The sequence below is a fragment of the Streptomyces sp. BoleA5 genome (assembly GCF_000373665.1).
Taxonomy (GTDB): domain Bacteria; phylum Actinomycetota; class Actinomycetes; order Streptomycetales; family Streptomycetaceae; genus Actinacidiphila.
Genome location: NZ_KB892096.1, coordinates 32508 through 49678, shown reverse-complemented (window position 1 = coordinate 49678; position 17171 = coordinate 32508). Strand labels below are relative to the sequence as shown.

Sequence of the window (17171 nt, the reverse complement as noted above, 5' to 3'; positions counted from 1 at the left end):
CGAACGCGGGTTCACTGACGGTTACAGCACCACCACGACGACGCCGTTGTCGTAGCCGTTGTCGTAGCCGCCGTAACCTCCCCAGCCGTAACCTCCCCAGCCGTAGCCACAGCCGTTGTCGTCGTGGTGGTTGTAACGCCATCCGTAACCCCAGTCCCCGTAGCCCCTGCAGCCGTCCCCGTGGGTGACGACGGACTGGTGCGAGGCGGGGGCCGCCTGCTGCGGCGCCGCGCCGGCCGCGCCGGCTCCGACGAGGGCGAGGATCGGTGCCGCGAGTGCCGCCGCGGCGACCCGGCGGATGGTCATGCTCTGGACGTGCATTGTCGTTCCCCTTCGAGGTGCGGAACGTCGGCGCCGGTCGCGTGCGACCGTGCGCGGGTCGCACCGGCCGATGCGCATGGCACTGGTGCGACGGGGGCGTGTCCGGACCTCGGGTGCGGACACACCATCACAGACGTGAAATATCGGATGGGATGCGGCTCGCAGGAGTCGTCCTCTGACATGAACCCTAGGTTCCATTACTCCCCGCAGTCAATACATAGGGTGAAATCCCCTAATTTCGGACTCCATTCATGCGGTGGGAACTTCCCCGATCACGATGGGTGACCGAATCGGTGACGGTCCGCCGTCCACCGGTCACCCGTGGCGTCCACCCCGCGGGGCCGCTCGGACTCCGCCACCGAAGTGCGGTTGAGAGCGGTTCGCCGCTCGCCGCGGCCAACCCACCGGCACCGCACGGTCGTTGACCGAGCCGCCCGGGCCGCTCCACCGCGGCACTCCCGCCCCCGGCGCGGCCGGGATCGCCGAGGGCATGGCGCACGGACATACTGGACTACCGGCACCACAAGGGGCATGACCCACCCGGAGGCACCACGATGCCCGTGTACGAGATGCGTGCGGAGTACGACACCGAGAACGGCGGCCCGGCCGGCGACGGCCCGGTGCGGGCGTGGCACATGGTCGAGGACGGCGCCGCGACGGGGCTGTGCGGGCGGGAACTCTCCCCCGCCGGGGCCGTGCAGGCGGAGGACGTGTGGGGGACGCCGGCGGCGCAGCCCTTCTGCCACAGTTGCGGCGCGCTGTATCTGCGTCATACCGCTTGAGCCGGCGGAGCATAGTCGCCCGAACACTTGTACCGCATGCGGAACCCCGAAATTCCGGAGCGGGTGGAATCATGTGCGGATGCTGCTCACCGAGATCGACGCCGTCAATTGGAACGCCATTCCCACGCCGCGGCCGCGCCCTCGGACCGAGGACGCCCGGGACGGCCTGAGGGCACTCGCCGCCGCGCGCGACCTCGACGCGGTCGCCTCCGCGGTGGCGGCCCTGAGCAGCAGTTCCCTGCTGCGCGGACGCACCGGGGAGGTGCTTCCCGGCGCCGTCGTCGCGGCCCCGTTCCTGCTGGACATCGCCGAGCACGGCCATCCGCACGCACGGGAGTCGGCGGTCGTCCTGCTCGACCGCGCGATGCGGTCCGCGCCGCTCGCCGATTTCAGCCGCTTCCGCACGGCGGCCGGACATGACGCCCCGTTGTGCTGCGCGATAGCCGAACTGGTCCGCGCCCGCGGGGATTCCCTGGCGGAATGCGGGAGGTCCGGGAAATACCTCCTCAAAGCGAGCGACGCCCATTGGCGTTTCGGCATCCGGGAGGCCTCGGGCGCGTCCGGCGACGTCGTCGCCCTCGGCACCCTGCAGGGCGGGCTGCCCGCACCGTCCGCCGGCGGGGAACTGCACCACGACGGCGCGGTGACCGCGGTCGGCTCCGTGCGGGTCGAGTGCCCGCCCGTGGACGACACCGCCGAGGCCTGCCTGCGGCTGTCCGGCCTGCGGGCGGACGCAGCGGACGACGGCGGCCTGACCGGCGCCGTGCTCTACCCGGCGCCGGGCGGCGGCCATGGGCGCTGAGCGCGTGCCCGGCTGGGAGCCGGGCGCACCGGGGGTGCTGCGACTGCCGTCGGGGCGGCTGGTGCGCGGCCGGGGGCTGCGGCATCCGCTGCCGGCCGGGCCCGTCCCCACGTTCGGGCTGTATCTGCTGGGCCACGAGCCCCCGGCGGTGGCCTGGGAGAGCCGCTGGGTGCGCTGGCCGGACTTCCGGCTGCCGGCGGACCGCGCCGCCGCCCCGCAGACGCTGCGCGAGGCGTGGCGCCGGGCGGCAGGCGAGCGGGTGGAGGTCGCCTGCCACGGCGGGGTCGGCCGTACGGGCACGGCCCTGGCGTGCCTGGCGGTGCTGGACGGGGTGCCGTCCGGCGAGGCCGTCGCCTACGTGCGCGAGCACTACGCCCGGCGCGCGGTGGAGACGCCCTGGCAGCGCCGCTATGTGTCGCGCTTCGGCTGAAGGTGCGGGGCGTACGCCCTGACCGCCTCCCTCAGCTGCCGCAGCGACGGGTTGACCATGGGCCGTCCCGCCACGGTGACGGTCGGCACGGTCTCGTTCCCGTCCGCCACGGAGCGCACGAAGGCGGCGGCGTCCGGATCGCGCCAGATGTTGACCTTGGTGTGGCGCAGCCGTGCGAACCGCAGCTGTGCGCGCAGCTTCATGCAGAAGGTGCAGCCGGGCCGCCAGTAGACGACGATGCCGCCCTCGTCCGTGTGCGTGTCGCTCATGCTCCCCCGATCGGCAGACGTGGCAGCCGTGTCCCGTGCAGCCACGGGTGGAAGACCAGCTCCTCCAGCGGCCGGCCGGTGTGCTCCTGGGCCAGGGCGGTGAACTGCCCGGTGGTCACGGTGCCATGGCGGTGGGCGGCGGTCCAGGCCCGCAGCAGCCGGAAGAACGCCGGATCGCCCATGACCGTGCGCAGCGCGTGCAGCGTGAGCGCGCCGCGCTTGTACACCCGGTCGTCGAACATGCGCCGGACGCCCGGGTCGGCGAGCCGCAGGTCCTGGGGCTGGGCGGCGAGCTTGGCGTGGGCGCGGGCCGCGCTGCGGGCGGCGGTCGTCTCCCCGCAGGACTCCGCCCACAGCCACTCGGCGTACGCGGCGAAGCCCTCGTTGAGCCAGATGTGCCGCCAGTCGGCGAGGGCGAGGCTGTTGCCGAACCACTGGTGGGCCAGTTCGTGGGCGACGAGGCGTTCGCCGCCGCGGCGGCCGTCCAGGTGGTTGCGGCCGAAGACGGAGACCCCGTGCGCCTCGACGGGCACCTCGAGCTCCTCGTCGACCACGACGACCGCGTACTCGCCGAAGGGGTAGGGCCCGAAGAACTCGGTGAACGCCTCCACCATCCGCGGCTGTCGTCCGAAGTCGTGGGCGAAGTCGGCGGTCAGGCGCGGCGGTACGGCGGCGGGCTGGGGCAGTGGGCCGCCGAGGTGGTCGATCAGCTCGTACTGGCCGATCTGCACGGTCGCCAGATACGGCGGCATCGGCTGCGGCTGGTCGTACACCCAGGTCGTCGTGGAGGCGCCCACCCGGTACGACTCCAGGCTGCCGTTGGCGACGACCGTGTACGGCGAGGGCGCGGTCACCGTGATCCGGTAGCCCGCCCGGTCGCCGAGGTGGTCGTTGCAGGGGAACCAGGAGGGCGCGCCGATCGGCTGGCTGGCGACGAGGGCGCCGTCCTCCAGCTGCTCCCAGCCCAGCTCCCCCCAGTCGCGGGAGCGGACGGGCCTCGGGTTGCCGACGTAGCGGACCTCCACCGCGAACGGGCCCTCGGGCAGCGCCTTCGCGGGCCTCACGCGGAGCTTGCCCGCGCGGTGGGTGTAGCGGGCGGGGCGGCCGTCGACGAGGACCCGGTCGAGGCGGAAGGCGCCCAGGTCGAGGCTGAACGCGGACAGGGCCCGGTCCGCCACCGCGGAGATCCGGGCCCGGCCCGACAGGCGGTTGGCCGCCGGGCGGTAGTCGAGTTCCAGGTCGTAGTGGGTGACCCGGTAGCCGCCGTTGCCGTGCTCGGGGAAGTAGGAGTCCGCGGACACCTCCGCCCCGGGCGTGGCGGGGACGGCGGCCCCGCCACGCACGCGCTTGCCGCTGCTCACCCTGTGCGGGCCCCCTCTGTGTGCCAGGCGGAGATCGGGTTGCCGAGCCAGCGGGTGCCCCCGGGCACGTCCTCGCCCCGCATGACGAGCGAGGCCGGGCCGATCGCGCTGCGGGCCCCGACCGTCGCGCCGGGCAGCACGATGCCGTGCGGGCCCAGACTCGCGCCCGCGCCGAGTACGACCTCGTCCATCCGCAAGATCCGATCGTGGAACAGGTGTGTCTGTACCACGCAGCCGCGGCCGACGGTCGCGCCGTCCCCGACCCGGACCAGGTCCGCCTCCGGCAGCCAGTACGTCTCGCACCATACGCCGCGCCCGATCCGCGCCCCCAGGCACCTCAGCCACAGGTTCATCAGCGGGGTGCCGCCGACCGCGCCGACCAGCCACGGCACGGCCAGCACCTCGACGAAGGTGTCGGCCAGTTCGTTGCGCCACACGAACGAGCTCCACAGCGGCCGTTCGCCCGCCCGCACCCGCCCCACCAGCAGCCACTTCATCACGACGGCCACCGCGCAGGCGGCCGCACCGGCGCCCGCGAGCAGCGCCCCGCCGGCGGCGAGCGCCACCGGCACCCCGTACCGGCCCGCCACCGCCGCGTACCCGGCGAGCACCAGCACCACCAGCGCGACCGCGCACATCACAGGAACGACCCGGCACAGCTCGACGGCCGCGCGGGCCAGCACGAGCCGCCGGGGCGGCGCGAAGGTGCGGCTGCGGTCGCCCTCCTCGGGGACCCGGGGCAGCTTCATCGGCGGCATGCCGAGGTAGGAGCTGCCCGCTTTGGCGCCCTTGGGCGTCGACGAGAGCACGCCGACCAGGCCGTTCTTCGGCACCGAGCGGCCGGGGGCGGTCATGCCGGAGTTGCCGAGGAAGGCCTTCTTGCCGATCCGGGCCTCCGCGATGCGCATCCGGCCGCCGCCGAGCTCGTAGCTGCCGACCATGGTGTCGTCGGCGAGGAAGGCCCCGTCGCCGACGGTGGTCATCGTGGGCAGTGCCAGCACGGTGGACGCCTCCACCCGGCGGCCGACCTTCATGCCGAGCGCCCGCAGCCACACGGGCGTGAGCAGGCTGGCGTAGAACGGGAACAGATGGGCGCGGGCCCGGTCCATGAGCCGGGCCGTCGTCCACGCCTGCCAGGCGACGCGGCCGTGCACGGGGTGGTGGCCCTCGCGCAGCCCGACGCCCAGCAGCCGCACCCCGGCCAGCGCCAGCAGCGCGTACGTCAGCAGCCAGGCGAGCGCGGCCAGGGGGACGGCGGTGAGCGCGGCGGACAGCGGCGCGGCACCGGCGTCGCGCAGGAAGCGGGCCGCCACCAGCAGGGCGGGCAGCGCCGACACCGCGGGCAGCAGGTCCAGGGCGAAGGCGGTCGCCTCGTACGCCGCCGCCCAGCGCAGCCGCCGCGGCGGCCGTGAGTCGGCGCCGCGGTGCGGGGCCTTGCCCCTGCGGACGGCGGGCACACCGCCCCAGCGCTGCCCCGCCCGGACCGCGCCGACCACGGCGGAGCCGGGGGCGATCTCGGCGCGTTTGCCGATCCGGGCGCCGGGCAGGAGGGTGCTGCGCGACCCGACCGTGGCGCCCGCCCCGACGCGGATCTTGCCGATGTGCAGCAGGTCGCCGTCGAGCCAGTGCCCGGACAGGTCGACCTCGGGCTCGACCGCGCTGCCCTTGCCGAGCTTGAGCATGCCGGTGACCGGCGGCGGCGCGTGGAGGTCGGCGCCGTCGCCGACCTTGGCGCCCAGCGCGCGGGCGTAGTGGCTCAGCCAGGCGCCGGTGAGGTTGCCGGCGCCGCTGACGTGCGCCAGGCGTTCGGCGGCCCACAGGCGCAGGTGCACCGCCCCGCCGCGCGGATAGGTGCCGGGACGCACCCCGCGCAGCAGCAGCCGTGCGCCGCCCGCCGAGACGGCGACCCGTCCGGCGGGGCTGATGAGCAGCGCCCAGCCGGCCAGCACCCACCACCAGGAGACGGCCGGTACCCAGGGGAAGGCGCCGAGGAGGAGCAGCGTGTTGCCGATGGCGGCCGCCACGACGCCCCAGCGCAGTCCGGCCAGGACGAGCAGCGGCGGCATCAGCGCCAGCTGGACCGCCGCGGCACGCCGGGGCACCGGCCGTACCGGACGCGCGGCGGCGCGGCGGGCGGCGGCCTCGTCCAGGCGGGCGGCGAGCGCCCCCAGGGTGGGGTGCTGGTAGACGTCGCCGACGGCGGCCGCGGGGTAGCGGCCGCGCAGCTGGGAGACGAGGCGGGCGGCCGTGAGGCTCCCTCCGCCGAGCGCGAAGAAGTCGGCCTCGGGCCCGGTCACCGGAGCGCCGAGGAGCTCCCTCCACAGCCCGGCGAGCAGCCCCTCGGTGCCGGCGAGCTCCACGGCGGGCGTTTCGGGACCGGGCAGCGGCCAGGGCAGCGCGTCCCGGTCGACCTTGCCCGAGGTCCGGGTCGGCAGGGTGCCGACGACCGCGACCAGCGGCACGAGGGCGGCGGGCAGCGCCTCGCGGAGCCGGGCGAGCGCGTCGGCCTGGTCGAAGTCCTCGGTCACCGCGACGTAGCCGACCAGGATCTGGTTGCCGCCCTTGGTGGTGCGTACGGCGGCGGCAGCGCCGGCGACGGCGGGCAGCGCCTGCAGGGCGGCGTCGATCTCGCCCAGTTCGATGCGGCGGCCGCCGAGCTTGACCTGCTCGTCGGCGCGGCCGACGAAGACCAGGCCCTCCGGGTCCGCGCGGACCAGGTCGCCGCTGCGGTAGGCGCGGTCCCAGCCGAGGGCGGGCAGCGGGGCGTACTTCTCGGCGTCCTTGGCGGGGTCCAGGTAGCGGGCGAGGCCGACCCCGCCGATGACCAGCTCGCCGGTCGCGCCCATGGACAGCGGTTCGCCGTGGGCGTCCACCACGGCCAGCTCCCAGCCGTCCAGGGGCAGCCCGATGCGGACCGGGCCCTCGCCGGTGAGCTGGGCGGCGCAGGCGACGACGGTGGCCTCGGTCGGGCCGTAGGTGTTCCACACCTCGCGGCCCTCGACGGCCATGCGCTCGGCGAGTTCGGGCGGGCAGGCCTCCCCGCCGAAGATCAGCAGGCGAACGTCGTCCAGCGCCTCCACGGGCCACAGCGCGGCCAGGGTGGGGACGGTGGACACGGCGGTGATGCCCTGCTCGACCAGCCACGGGCCGAGGTCCAGGCCGGTGCGCACGAGGGAGCGCGGCGCGGGCACCAGGCAGGCTCCGTGCCGCCACGCCAGCCACATCTCCTCGCAGGAGGCGTCGAACGCCACCGACAGCCCGGCCAGCACCCTGTCGCCGGGTCCGAGCGGCTCGTCCGCGAGGAACAGACGCGCCTCGGCGTCGACGAACGCGGCGGCCGAACGGTGGGTGACGGCGACGCCCTTCGGCCTGCCGGTGGAACCGGAGGTGAAGATGATCCACGCGTCGTCGTCCGGCCCGGGACGGCGGCCCGCGGTGCCGCGGGGCCCTGCCCACGCGGTGATCGCGAGGTGCTCGCCGATGACGGCGCACACCTGCGCCTCGGAGAAGACCAGCCGGGCGCGTTCCTCCGGGTCCTCGGCGTCGACCGGCACATAGGCGGCGCCCGCGCAGAGCACGGCGAGGATCGCCACGTACAGGTCGGCGGTGCCCGAGGGCACCCGTACGCCGACCCGGTCGCCGGCCCCGATGCCGGCCTCCGCCAGGCGGCGGCACAGGCGCTCGGCCGCCGCGGCGAGGGCGCGGTAACTCAGCGCCGTGGTGCCGTCGTCGACGGCGGGCGCGGTGGGGTGCGCACGGGCGGTGGCGGCCAGGATGCCGAGCAGGGTGCGCTCGGGGGCGGCGGCGCCGGCCCGGAAGAGCGCGGGGCCCGGTTCGCCGGGGACGCCGGCGGCACCGGCCGGGGCGGGGTCCTCCAGGAGCGGGAAGGGCGACTCGACGAGTGTCATACGGTGCCCCCCGGCTCGGGCGAGCCGGGAGACGGTGGCGCGGCGGCGGACGCGCCGGGCACCTTGTTCCGGTCACTCACAGCCGGGGACGGACGCATGTCAAACCCTCCAAAAGCTCGGGACCACTGCGGTGCCGGCGACCTTCGACCGGACGGCCGGGGACCACGGCGTCCCGGCGCGCGGGCTGGTTCCCGCGACTGGCGCACGCCCGGCCTCCCCCTGCCGCGGCCGTCCCGACCGGACGGCGACGGGCCCTTTCACCGGGCGCCGGAAATGGCGAACAAGGAGTTTACCGGTGCTTAATCCGCGCTGCCTGCCGAAACGGGGGCAAGTGGTCGCTCTCACAGCCGTGCAGGGCTCCGGCGGGGCGTCGTCACCACCTCCTTCCCGCGGCCCGTCCGACGGCCCCGACGCCCGCACGCGCAGACCTGAAAGCCCGCACGCCCGCCCGGCTCCCGTCGGGGACTCGCCACGCCCCCACTGGACCACGGCGGGGACGGGAGCATCGTCCTCACGGCGCATCCGGGTGACGCGGTACGGTGCCGGGCCGGCACACGGGCGCCCGACCGGCACTTTGATCGCCGTCCGTCACATCGTGCTGACGGACGGACGCTTCCGGGCAGCCGCGGCGCGGTCGCGGTCGCTCCCCGCGCGATCCCGGGCAGAGTCGGTCCCGCCTGGCGTCCCCGCGGTACGCGCTCCTACCCTCGGCAGCTCGTGGACCAGGGGGTGAGGACGGATGCCTGCCGCGGATGTGCGGGTCGTGCCGGTGCAGCGGATGCGGCCCGGCGACCACGCGTTCGTCAGCTACGACGGCGACGACACGCGCTGGGACGTCCTGGCCGCGTTCGCGCGGCTCGGGCTGGCGGCCGGCGAGCGGGTGATGGTCTTCGCCGCCCCCGGTGTGCCGGACCCGGAGGTGCTGGCCCACCTGGGACCGGCCGACGACGCCGGGCGGCCCGGGGACGCCGACGCGTGGGTGCGCTCCGCACGGCGGAGCGGGCAGCTCGTGCTGAGCAGCATGCGCGAACTGATCAGTCCGGAGGACGAGTTCACGGCGGTGCGGCAGCAGGGCCGGCTCACCGAGGAGACCGACCGCGCGGTCCGCGACGGATACGCGGGCCTGCGGGCGTACATCGACATGCACTGGGTGCGCGACCTGGGCGCGCCCATCGACGCGATGGTGCACCGCGAGACCCACGCCGACCACCTCTTCGCCGGACGCCCCTACGCGGAGGTCTGCGCCTACGACCGCCGGTGGTTCGCCGGGGACGTGCTCGACGCGATGGCGCAGGCGCACCCGCGCAACCTGCCGGCCCGGCTCGGCGCGCTGTACGCGACGCGCACGGAGGGCCGGCTGCGGCTGCTGGGCGAGGCCGGCCTCGGCACACGGGAACGGTTCCACGGCGTGGTCGCGGACGCGCTGCGCCGGACCGCGGAGGGCGGGTACCTCGTACTGGCCCTGCGCGACCTGCACTTCCTCGACGTTGGGTGTGCGGCGGAGTTGCTGACGCTGGTGGCCGCCGCGGGAGAGCGGGGGGTGCGGGTGGAGGTTCGCTGCTCGGCCTTCCACCTGGCACTGCTGCGCAGACTGGGCGCGGCGGCCCTGCCGGGGCTGACGCTGATCGGGGTGAGCGGTTGATGCTGGAGGAGCTGCGTGAACCGTCAGCCGGCGACCCCGCCGCCGGCGGGTGCCGGCTCGAACGCGACTTCGCGGAAGGAGACCTTCCCCGGCTGCGCGTGCTGACCGAGGAGTTCGCGATGCGGGCGGGCCTGCCCGCGGCGAAGCGGGGGGAGTTCGTCCTGGCGGTGAACGAGGTGGCCTCCAACGCGATCGTCCACGGCGGCGGCCGCGGCCGCCTGATGCTGCGCCGGACCGAGGGCGAGGTACAGTGCCGGGTCACCGACGGCGGCCCCGGCTTCGACGCCGCCGTCATCCCCGAACTGCTCCCCGGCCTCGACTCCCGCTGCGGGCGCGGCCTGTGGCTCGTCCGCCTGGTCACCGACCACCTCTCGATCGTCCCGGGCCCGGTCGGCACGGTCGTCACCCTCGCGATCCGCCTCCCCTGACCGGGCCGGGCGTCACGGCAGCGACGCGAGGGTGGCCGCGTGGGGGACGTGGATCCAGCCCTCGACGGCCGCGGCGCGGGTCTGTTCGGGGCCGGACGGGAGGCGGGTGAGCCCGCGCCCCACGGCGCGGGCGGCCAGCGCGGCGATCAGGGCGTCGAAGGCGTGCTCGCTGCCGTCGTACGCGGCGCGTTCGGCCGGGCCGCACCGCAGCCAGGGCGCGGCCGCGCAGAGTTCCGCCATGGAGCGTTCGCGGCCGAGGCCCCATCGTCTGCGGGACGCCGCGGGGTACACCTCGGCGATCCGCCCGGAACCGTCGCGGGCCACCGGACGTCCGCGGGCGGCGAGTGCGTCGGCGAGGTGGGCCCAGCGGGCGGCGGTGGCGCCGAGCCGGTCGAAGGCGACGGACAGCGGCCACCGGCCGCCGAGTTCCTCGTGGGTGAGGACGTCGGTGCGGCGGTGGCGCAGGGTCGCCCGGTGCACGGCGCTGTCGGTGCCCCGTCCGGGCCAGGGCGCGCCCGCCGTGTGGGCGGTGACGGCCTCGACGAAGGGGATCGGCCAGCCGAAAGGGCAGTCCACCCCGGCGCGTTCCTCCGCCTCCAGGCCGGACAGCAGGTCGACCAGCAGGTCGTCGGCGCACCCGAGCAGCGGCGGCGCGACGGCGGCCGTGCCGTCGCCGGGCCAGACGACGACCGCCGCCGCGGTGGTCCGGGGGCCCGCGGCGAGGTCGATCCCGATGGTGCGCACGGTCCCATCATCCCCGCCGTGCGCAGCGCGCCGCGGGGGCGCGGCTGAACGCTCCGGTGCCGGGGTGCGTATCCCCTCGCGTACCGCACTGCAGCCGACGGTGAGGACCGGCCGATGAACAGTCAGAGCAACGTCCCCTTCCAGGGCCTTCAAGCGCTCCCCGACGGCGAGGCGGAACTGCCGCTCGTCGTGCACCTGAGGTGGGAGGACCTCGCGGCGCTGGGCCGGGAGGCGAGCCGGCTGGCGGTACGGCTGCAGCGGCCCGTGAGCCTCGACGAGGCGGCCGGGCACCACCTGCGGACCCGGTTCGGGGTGAGCCACGCACCCGACAAGGACGAGCACCCGAAGACGGAGGCCACCCGCGCGGTCACCGCGGCGGTGCCCTCCTCCGCCGCCCCGATGGCGATCGCCCCGGGAGCCGCGCAGCAGTCCGGAGGCGCGCAGCAGTCCGGAGGCGCCCACGCGGCGCCCGCCCACGCCGCCCCCGCCCACACGCCCACGCACACGTCCGCCCACACGCCCACGCACGCGTCCACGCCCACGACGGCCCCCACGACCGCCCCGCCGTCCGCCCACGCGGCCACCCCTGTGTCCGGCACGGGCCTCACCGCGGGCCGGCCGCCGGAGCAGCCCGGCCGGGTGGCGCCGATCGGCGGCCGGAACGTGGTGGAGCAGCCCACGACCGCCGCAGGGTGACTCCCCCGGCCTCCAGGTGCCGCGACGGGGCCCGATGGTTGCCCTAGGTCGTGTCGGCCCGGCCCCGCCGTACGGTCCTGAGCTCCGCGACCCACCGGCCGAGGACGTCGCGGACGTGGTCGGCGTGGTCGGCGGGGTAGCCCCGCGGGCCGCACTCGACGACCAGGATCAGGCCCAGGTAGACCCGGTAGAGGGCCAGCCGGTGCAGCGCGGACGGCCCGAAGTCCAGAACGCCGCCCGCCTCCCGGTAGCCGGCCACGAGATCGCTGCCGGGGCCCGTGTCGCCGCCGAGGGCCAGGGAGACCAGCTCGGCCAACGGGTCGCCCCAGAAGGCCCGCTCGTGGTCGATGAGCCCGGTGACGGCGGAGCCGTCGTCGGCGACGAAGACGTTGCCGGGCCACAGGTCGAAGTGGACCAGCCGCGGCTCCTCCACCTCCGCCAGGACGTCCGCGCCGGCCGCGACGAGTGCGCGGATCTCTTCGGGGGCGGCGCCGAGCGGGGTGTGCCGGTGCCCGGCCTCCTCCAGCAGCGCCTCCACCATGGCGCCGAACGCCGTCGGCCAGTCCGCCGCCGACAGCCCGGCCTCGGGGGCCGGGTAGCCGTACCGGCCGTCCTCCGGGGCCAGCGTGTGCAGCCGCGCAACGATCCGGCCCAGTTCACGGCGGAGCCGGGCCTGCCGGTCCGCGGGGATGCGGTCGGCCGCCTTGTCCCAGGGGGTGCCGGGCAGGACCGAGAGCGCCATGAACTCCGGCGCCGCGTACAGCAGTTCCGGCAGCGGGATGCCGCCCAGGGCGGCCATACGGCGGTGCGCCATGACCTCGGTGGCCATGATGCCGCGCTCGTAGCGCAGGACGGCGGCGTCCGGCGGTGGGGCGATCTTCACCACCGCCGGACGCCCGTCGTCGAGCCGCACCCGGTAGGCGGCGTTGAACCAGCCGTCCGTCAGCTCCGCCTCGACGCTGCAGCCGACGCCCGCCGACTCCCGCAGCATGGCGGCCAGTTGCTCGGCGGACAGGACGCGCTTGGTCAGGCTCCTCATGTCCCGGCATGCTATGAGAGCGCTCCCACGCTGTCACCCGTCGCGCCGGACGGCGATGCGGTCGCCACCCGGCTCGCACCAGAGGATCGCCCGGTCCACGTCGGCGCCCGCCGGACACAGGAAGGGGGTTCGGTCCCGGCGCCGGCCGATCGCCCGCAGGAAGCCGCAGAAGGCGTCCAGCCCTTCCTGGCCCTGCAGTTCGTACAGGTCGATGCCGAAGTCGATCGCCCGGGCACGGGCTCGACGCACAGGGTCGGCACCTCGGCGTCGCACGGCCGGGACAGCACCCGCGCGGCGGTCGGCAGGGGCAGCACAGGGCAGCCGTCCGCGTACTCGTGCCACCAGCCGCGGGCGACGACCAGGTCGAGCAGCGCCCGCCGGTCCGCCGCGGAGACGCCGGGGACCCGCACATCGGGCAGCCTGCCCATGGCGACGGGGTCGAAGGCGTCCGCGGCGTCGCCCCACAGAAGATCGGTCACGGCGCCCATCCCGACTCCGACACCACCGCCGCGCACCCGGATTGACGGGGGCGCGCGGCTACACCCGTCACGCCCGGTGCCGCAACCCCTACGCGCCTGGTCTGTTCCCGGGCCACTTTCATATGGCAATCTCATCTTCGCGTCGTACGCTCAGGCCCCACGTCCCCCACGCACCTCCTCAGCCCCAGGTTCCTCAGGATCGACGAAGAGAAGACCGCCGTGGCGTCCCTGCCCCTCACCCTGGCGGCTCGTCTGCTGCCCACCGCCATACTCGCCATCGTCGGCTGGACGATGGCCTCCTCGTCCCACGAGGAGGCCGGCCGTACGTCGGCGAACGGATCCCCGGCCGGCTCCGCCGCCCCGTCCGGGTCGGACTCCGGCTCGGGTTCGGACTCCGGTTCCGGGTCCGGTTCCGGTTCCGGTTCGGACGGCTCGAAAGACGCGCCCGCCACCTACACCAAACCTCCCGCACCGTGCACCGCGATCAAGGCCGCGACCATCAAGAAGCTGGTGCCGGAGGCCAAGACGGCGGGCAAGCAGCTCTCCCTCACCGACCCCTCGCACCGCACCGGCTGCTCGTGGAACGCCCTCAAGGGCTTCGACTACCGGTGGCTCGACGTGACCTTCGAGGTGTCCACCAGCAGCGGCGGCCAGGACGGCGAGGCTGCGGCGAAGGCCTCGTACAAGCGGCTGAAGAAGTCGATCACGGCCGCCGGCATCGGCGACGAGGCGTCCGTGTCCGTGGAGCTGACGACCGAGGACAAGCAGCAGACGCGCGAGGCGGTCGTGGTGTTCCGCAAGGGCAACGCGGTCGTGACCGTCACCTACAACGGCAGCGACTTCGAGAATAAGAAGTCGCCGGACGACTCCGAGGTCCGCGACGGTGCCCTGGCGGTGGCCAAGGACGCGCTCGCCGGGCTCGGCCCGGGCACCAACGTCGAGGGTGACCAGAGCGCCTGAGCCGGCGGCGGGCGGGCAAGGCGCCTTCTCCCGGGACCCGTTCAGGCCTCCGCGGCGCGGACGACGTCCCGTGGCGGCCGGCCGTCGAGGAAGTCCACGACGTTGCGGACGGCGGCCAGGGCGATCCGCGCCACGGTGTCCCGGGTGGCACCCCCCGCGTGCGGCGACAGGACGACGTTGGGCGCCTGGAGCAGCCGTGTCCCGGCCGGCGGCGGCTCGGGTTCGAAGACGTCGAGCCCGGCACCGGCCAGGCGCCCGGCCTCCAGGGCGTCGGCCAGCGCGTCCTGGTCGACGACCGCGCCGCGCGCCGTGTTGACCAGGAAGGCCGTCGGTTTGAGCAGCGCCAGCCGCCGCGCGTCGAGCAGATGCCGGGTCGCGCCGTTCAGCGGGACGTGGACGGAGACGTAGTCGGCGGCCGCCAGCAGTTCCTCCAGCGGCACACGGCGGGCGCCGAGCAGCCGCTCGGCCTCGGCCGGTACGGGCCCGCGCGAGGTGTAGAGCACGGTCATCCCGAAGGCGGCGGCCCGCCGGGCCACGGCCTGCCCGATCGCCCCGAGGCCGATCACGCCGAGGACCCGGCCGTCCAGTCCGGTCAGCGAGCGCTGCAGACGGGGCAGCGGCCACTCACCGCGGGAGAGCGCCTCGTGCCCGGGGACGATCCGTTTGGCGAGCGCGAGCATCAGCGCGAAGGCCTGCTCGGCGACGCTCTGCGTCTCGGCCCCGCTGGAACCGATGGTGCACACCGGTACGCCGCGGGCGCGGGCGGCGGCGACGTCCACGTGCTCGTGCCCGTGGCCGGTGCACTGGACGAGTTCCAGGGCGGTCGCCCGCGCGAGGTGCCCGGCCGTCACGGGGCCCAGTGCCGTCATGATCACGTGGGCCGCGGCCAGCGCGGCCGGGTCCTCGTCGGCGGACTCCACGACCGTGACGGCGGCCCGGTCCCCGAGGAGCCCGGCGAGGGCGGCACCGGCACCGCGGCCTCCGACGTGCGGCGCGATCACCGCGAGGACGTTCTTCGGCTGCTCCATGCCTCGTCACTCCTTCGTTCACGGGTCCGCCCCGCGCGGACGGCGACCGCCCGCCGGCTCAGGGAGCCACGGCTGTCAGGTACCGCTGGACGGTGGGCGCCAGCCAGGCCACGACCGCCTCGCGCGGCATCTCCACGGCCGGCGGGAAGCGGAGCACGTACCGGCTGACGGCCATGCCGAGGATCTGCGAGGCCACGAGCACGGCGCGTTCCGCGGCCCGTGCGGGCTCCGGATCCGGGCACACGGCCGCGGCGACCGGTGCGAGCTGCCGCTGCAGGATGGACCGCATCCGCTCGGCGCCGGCCGGGTTGGTGACGCCGACGCGCAGCAGCGCGGTCAGCGTCTCGTCCTCCTCCCAGCGCTCCAGGAAGTGCGTGACGAGAACGGCGCCGACGTCCTCGGTCGCGACCGCCGCCACGTCCGGCATGCGCAGGTCGAACTCGGAGGCGGCGGCGAAGAGCCCCTCCTTGTTGCCGTAGTAGCGCATGACCATCGAGGGGTCGATGCCGGCGTCCCTGGCGATCGCGCGGATGGTCGCGCGCTCGTAGCCGTCGGCGGCGAAGCGGTCGCGGGCCGCGGTGAGGATCGCCGCGCGGGTGGCGTCGGACCGGCGGGGGGCGGGGGACGTCGCAGTCATGCCCACAACTGTAGGCCAACAGCTGTTGACATCACCAGAGGGGCCGTTCTACGTTTGCCAACAAGCGTTGGCCTACAGACGTTGGCCCACAGACGTTGGCCCCAGGAGGCCGCCATGACCACCGAGAACCGCACCGAGAACCGCATCGACGCCGTCCGTCGCCCCGGCACCGCGGACCACCCGGCCGGGGTCCTGGTCGTGGGGGCGGGCCCCACCGGCCTGCTGCTCGCCGGGGACCTCGCCGCCGCCGGCGTCCCCGTCACCGTCCTGGAGCGCCGCGCCCCGGGACACGCCAACCTGAGCCGGGCCTTCGGCGTCCACGCCCGCACCCTCGAACTCCTCGACGCCCGCGGCCTCGCCGACGAACTGGCCGCCACCGGCCACCGGCTGAACGGCCTGCGGCTCTTCCGCCGGCTCTCGCTGGACCTGACGGAGCTGCCCTCCCGCTTCCCGTATCTGCTGATCACTCCCCAGTACGAGGTGGAGCGGCTGCTGGAACGCCGCGCCCGCGCCGCCGGCGTGCGCTTCGAGCACGGCGCCGAGGTGCTGGCCGTGCACCAGGACGACGAGGGCGTCCGGCTCGACGTCCGTGCCGCCGACGGCACCGTCACCGCCCGTCGCGCCGCGTACGCGGTCGGCGCCGACGGACACCGCAGCGCCGTCCGGACCGCGCTGGGCCTGCCCTTCCCCGGGCGGTCCGTGATCCGGTCGATCGTGCTCGCAGACGTCAGGCTCGCCGAGCCGCCCCCCGGGCTGCTGACCGTCAACGGCACCGGAGACGCCTTCGCCTTCATCGCGCCCTTCGGCGACGGCTGGTACCGCGTGATGTGCTGGGACCGCGCGGGCGAGCGGCCCGACGGCGACCCGGTCGGCCTCGACGAGGTCCGCGACATCACGCGCCGCGCCCTGGGCACCGACCACGGCATGGGCGAGGCCCGCTGGCTCTCCCGCTTCCACAGCGACGAACGCCAGGTGCCCGTCTACCGCGCCGGCCGCGTGCTGCTCGCCGGGGACGCGGCGCACGTCCACTCCCCCGCCGGCGGACAGGGGATGAACACCGGCCTGCAGGACGCCGCCAACCTCGGGTGGAAGCTAGCCGCCGTGGTCCGCGGCGGCGCGTCCGACACGCTGCTCGACACCTATCAGACCGAACGGCACCCGGTGGGCGCCATGGTGCTGCGCAGCAGCGGCGGCATCATCCGGCTCGCCATGGCCCACAACGCCCTCCAGCGGGCCCTCCGCGACCTGCTCTCCCTGGCCGTCGGGCACCTCCCGCCACTGCGCCGAAGGGCCCTGGGCACGGTCACCGGCATCGGCGTCGCCTATCCCGCCCCGCGCGGCGCCCATCCCCTGACCGGCCGGCGCGCGCCCGATCTGCCCCTGCGCGAGGGCCGGCTGTACGAGGCCCTGCGCGCGGGCCGCTTCGTCCTCGTGACCCCCGAGAGCCTCGCGGACGGCCCCGCGGACACCCCCGCTCCCGCCGACCCGCGCGCCGTCCACGTCACCCGTACGGACGGCGGCCGCACCACGCTGCTCGTCCGCCCCGACGGCTATGTCGCCTGGGCCGCCGAGCGCGCCGCCGCCGGGGACCGCGCCGCGGCCCTGGCGGCGTGGACCGGGGAGGCGTGACCGCTGTCCCGGCTGG

17 protein-coding genes are annotated in these 17171 nt (G+C 75.4%); 8 read left to right on the top strand and 9 right to left on the bottom strand.

Translation table 11 applies throughout. From position 1 onward, the window contains the following. Positions 1-21 precede the first annotated feature (21 nt). A complete protein-coding gene (locus B085_RS42120; protein ID WP_018558758.1) occupies positions 22-321 on the bottom strand; it encodes a serine hydrolase in 300 nt (99 codons plus the stop codon). 554 nt (positions 322-875) lie between these two features. Here B085_RS42120 and B085_RS0111700 point away from each other — a divergent pair. From B085_RS0111700 to B085_RS0111690, 3 genes are all read left to right on the top strand, one after another. Continuing rightward, a complete protein-coding gene (locus B085_RS0111700) occupies positions 876-1103 on the top strand; it encodes a hypothetical protein (RefSeq protein WP_018558757.1) in 228 nt (75 codons plus the stop codon). A 79-nt stretch (positions 1104-1182) separates the two neighbouring features. Continuing rightward, positions 1183-1905, top strand: a complete 723-nt coding sequence (locus tag B085_RS42115; protein WP_018558756.1) for a hypothetical protein — start codon at positions 1183-1185, stop codon at positions 1903-1905. Further along, positions 1895-2335, top strand: a complete 441-nt coding sequence (locus B085_RS0111690; RefSeq protein WP_037731581.1) for a protein-tyrosine phosphatase family protein — start codon at positions 1895-1897, stop codon at positions 2333-2335. Before B085_RS42115 ends, B085_RS0111690 begins: the two co-directional genes overlap by 11 nt. Here B085_RS0111690 and B085_RS0111685 read toward each other — a convergent pair. From B085_RS0111685 to B085_RS0111675, 3 genes are read right to left on the bottom strand one after another with little or no spacing between them, the layout of a single operon-like run. Further along, complete coding sequence (locus B085_RS0111685; protein ID WP_018558754.1) at positions 2314-2604, bottom strand: glutaredoxin domain-containing protein; 291 nt, start codon at positions 2602-2604, stop codon at positions 2314-2316. The two genes, B085_RS0111690 and B085_RS0111685, sit on opposite strands and share 22 nt — an antisense overlap. Beyond that, a complete protein-coding gene (locus tag B085_RS0111680; RefSeq protein ID WP_018558753.1) occupies positions 2601-3965 on the bottom strand; it encodes a M1 family aminopeptidase in 1365 nt (454 codons plus the stop codon). Before B085_RS0111680 ends, B085_RS0111685 begins: the two co-directional genes overlap by 4 nt. After that, positions 3962-7873, bottom strand: coding sequence for a Pls/PosA family non-ribosomal peptide synthetase (locus B085_RS0111675; protein WP_018558752.1), 3912 nt, complete (start codon positions 7871-7873; stop codon positions 3962-3964). Before B085_RS0111675 ends, B085_RS0111680 begins: the two co-directional genes overlap by 4 nt. Before the next feature lie 739 nt (positions 7874-8612). Here B085_RS0111675 and B085_RS0111670 point away from each other — a divergent pair. Then, positions 8613-9515 carry an MEDS domain-containing protein gene (locus B085_RS0111670; RefSeq protein WP_026250945.1) on the top strand — a complete coding sequence of 301 codons (903 nt, stop codon included), beginning with the start codon at positions 8613-8615 and terminating at the stop codon, positions 9513-9515. Further along, entirely contained in the window at positions 9515-9943 is a 429-nt protein-coding gene (locus tag B085_RS0111665; RefSeq protein ID WP_018558750.1) for an ATP-binding protein, read from the top strand. Before B085_RS0111670 ends, B085_RS0111665 begins: the two co-directional genes overlap by 1 nt. A 12-nt stretch (positions 9944-9955) precedes the next feature. Here B085_RS0111665 and B085_RS0111660 read toward each other — a convergent pair whose 3' ends face one another. Further along, complete coding sequence (locus tag B085_RS0111660; protein ID WP_018558749.1) at positions 9956-10687, bottom strand: DUF429 domain-containing protein; 732 nt, start codon at positions 10685-10687, stop codon at positions 9956-9958. Positions 10688-10801: 114 nt separating this feature from the next. Between B085_RS0111660 and B085_RS51630 the strand changes: the two genes are divergently transcribed. Continuing rightward, a complete protein-coding gene (locus tag B085_RS51630; RefSeq protein ID WP_018558748.1) occupies positions 10802-11383 on the top strand; it encodes a hypothetical protein in 582 nt (193 codons plus the stop codon). A gap of 43 nt (positions 11384-11426) precedes the next feature. Here the strand turns inward: B085_RS51630 and B085_RS0111650 are convergent, their stop codons facing one another. Further along, entirely contained in the window at positions 11427-12422 is a 996-nt protein-coding gene (locus tag B085_RS0111650; RefSeq protein ID WP_018558747.1) for a phosphotransferase family protein, read from the bottom strand. Between the two features lie 33 nt (positions 12423-12455). Next, a complete protein-coding gene (locus B085_RS49990) occupies positions 12456-12671 on the bottom strand; it encodes a hypothetical protein (RefSeq protein WP_018558746.1) in 216 nt (71 codons plus the stop codon). A 449-nt stretch (positions 12672-13120) separates the two neighbouring features. Here B085_RS49990 and B085_RS0111640 point away from each other — a divergent pair, with 449 nt between their 5' ends. Then, positions 13121-13861 (top strand): hypothetical protein, encoded by a 741-nt coding sequence (locus B085_RS0111640; RefSeq protein ID WP_018558745.1) that lies wholly within the window; start codon positions 13121-13123, stop codon positions 13859-13861. Positions 13862-13902: 41 nt separating this feature from the next. On the opposite strand, the gene B085_RS0111635 is transcribed toward B085_RS0111640, so the two are convergent. Both B085_RS0111635 and B085_RS0111630 read right to left on the bottom strand, forming a co-directional pair. Next, positions 13903-14889, bottom strand: coding sequence for a 2-hydroxyacid dehydrogenase (locus B085_RS0111635; protein ID WP_018558744.1), 987 nt, complete (start codon positions 14887-14889; stop codon positions 13903-13905). 58 nt (positions 14890-14947) lie between these two features. Further along, complete coding sequence (locus tag B085_RS0111630; protein ID WP_018558743.1) at positions 14948-15526, bottom strand: TetR family transcriptional regulator; 579 nt, start codon at positions 15524-15526, stop codon at positions 14948-14950. A 114-nt stretch (positions 15527-15640) separates the two neighbouring features. Here B085_RS0111630 and B085_RS0111625 point away from each other — a divergent pair, with 114 nt between their 5' ends. Further along, the gene (locus tag B085_RS0111625; RefSeq protein WP_018558742.1) at positions 15641-17155 is read left to right on the top strand and encodes an FAD-dependent oxidoreductase; all 1515 of its coding nucleotides are present in this window, start codon (positions 15641-15643) and stop codon (positions 17153-17155) included. Positions 17156-17171 lie beyond the last annotated feature (16 nt).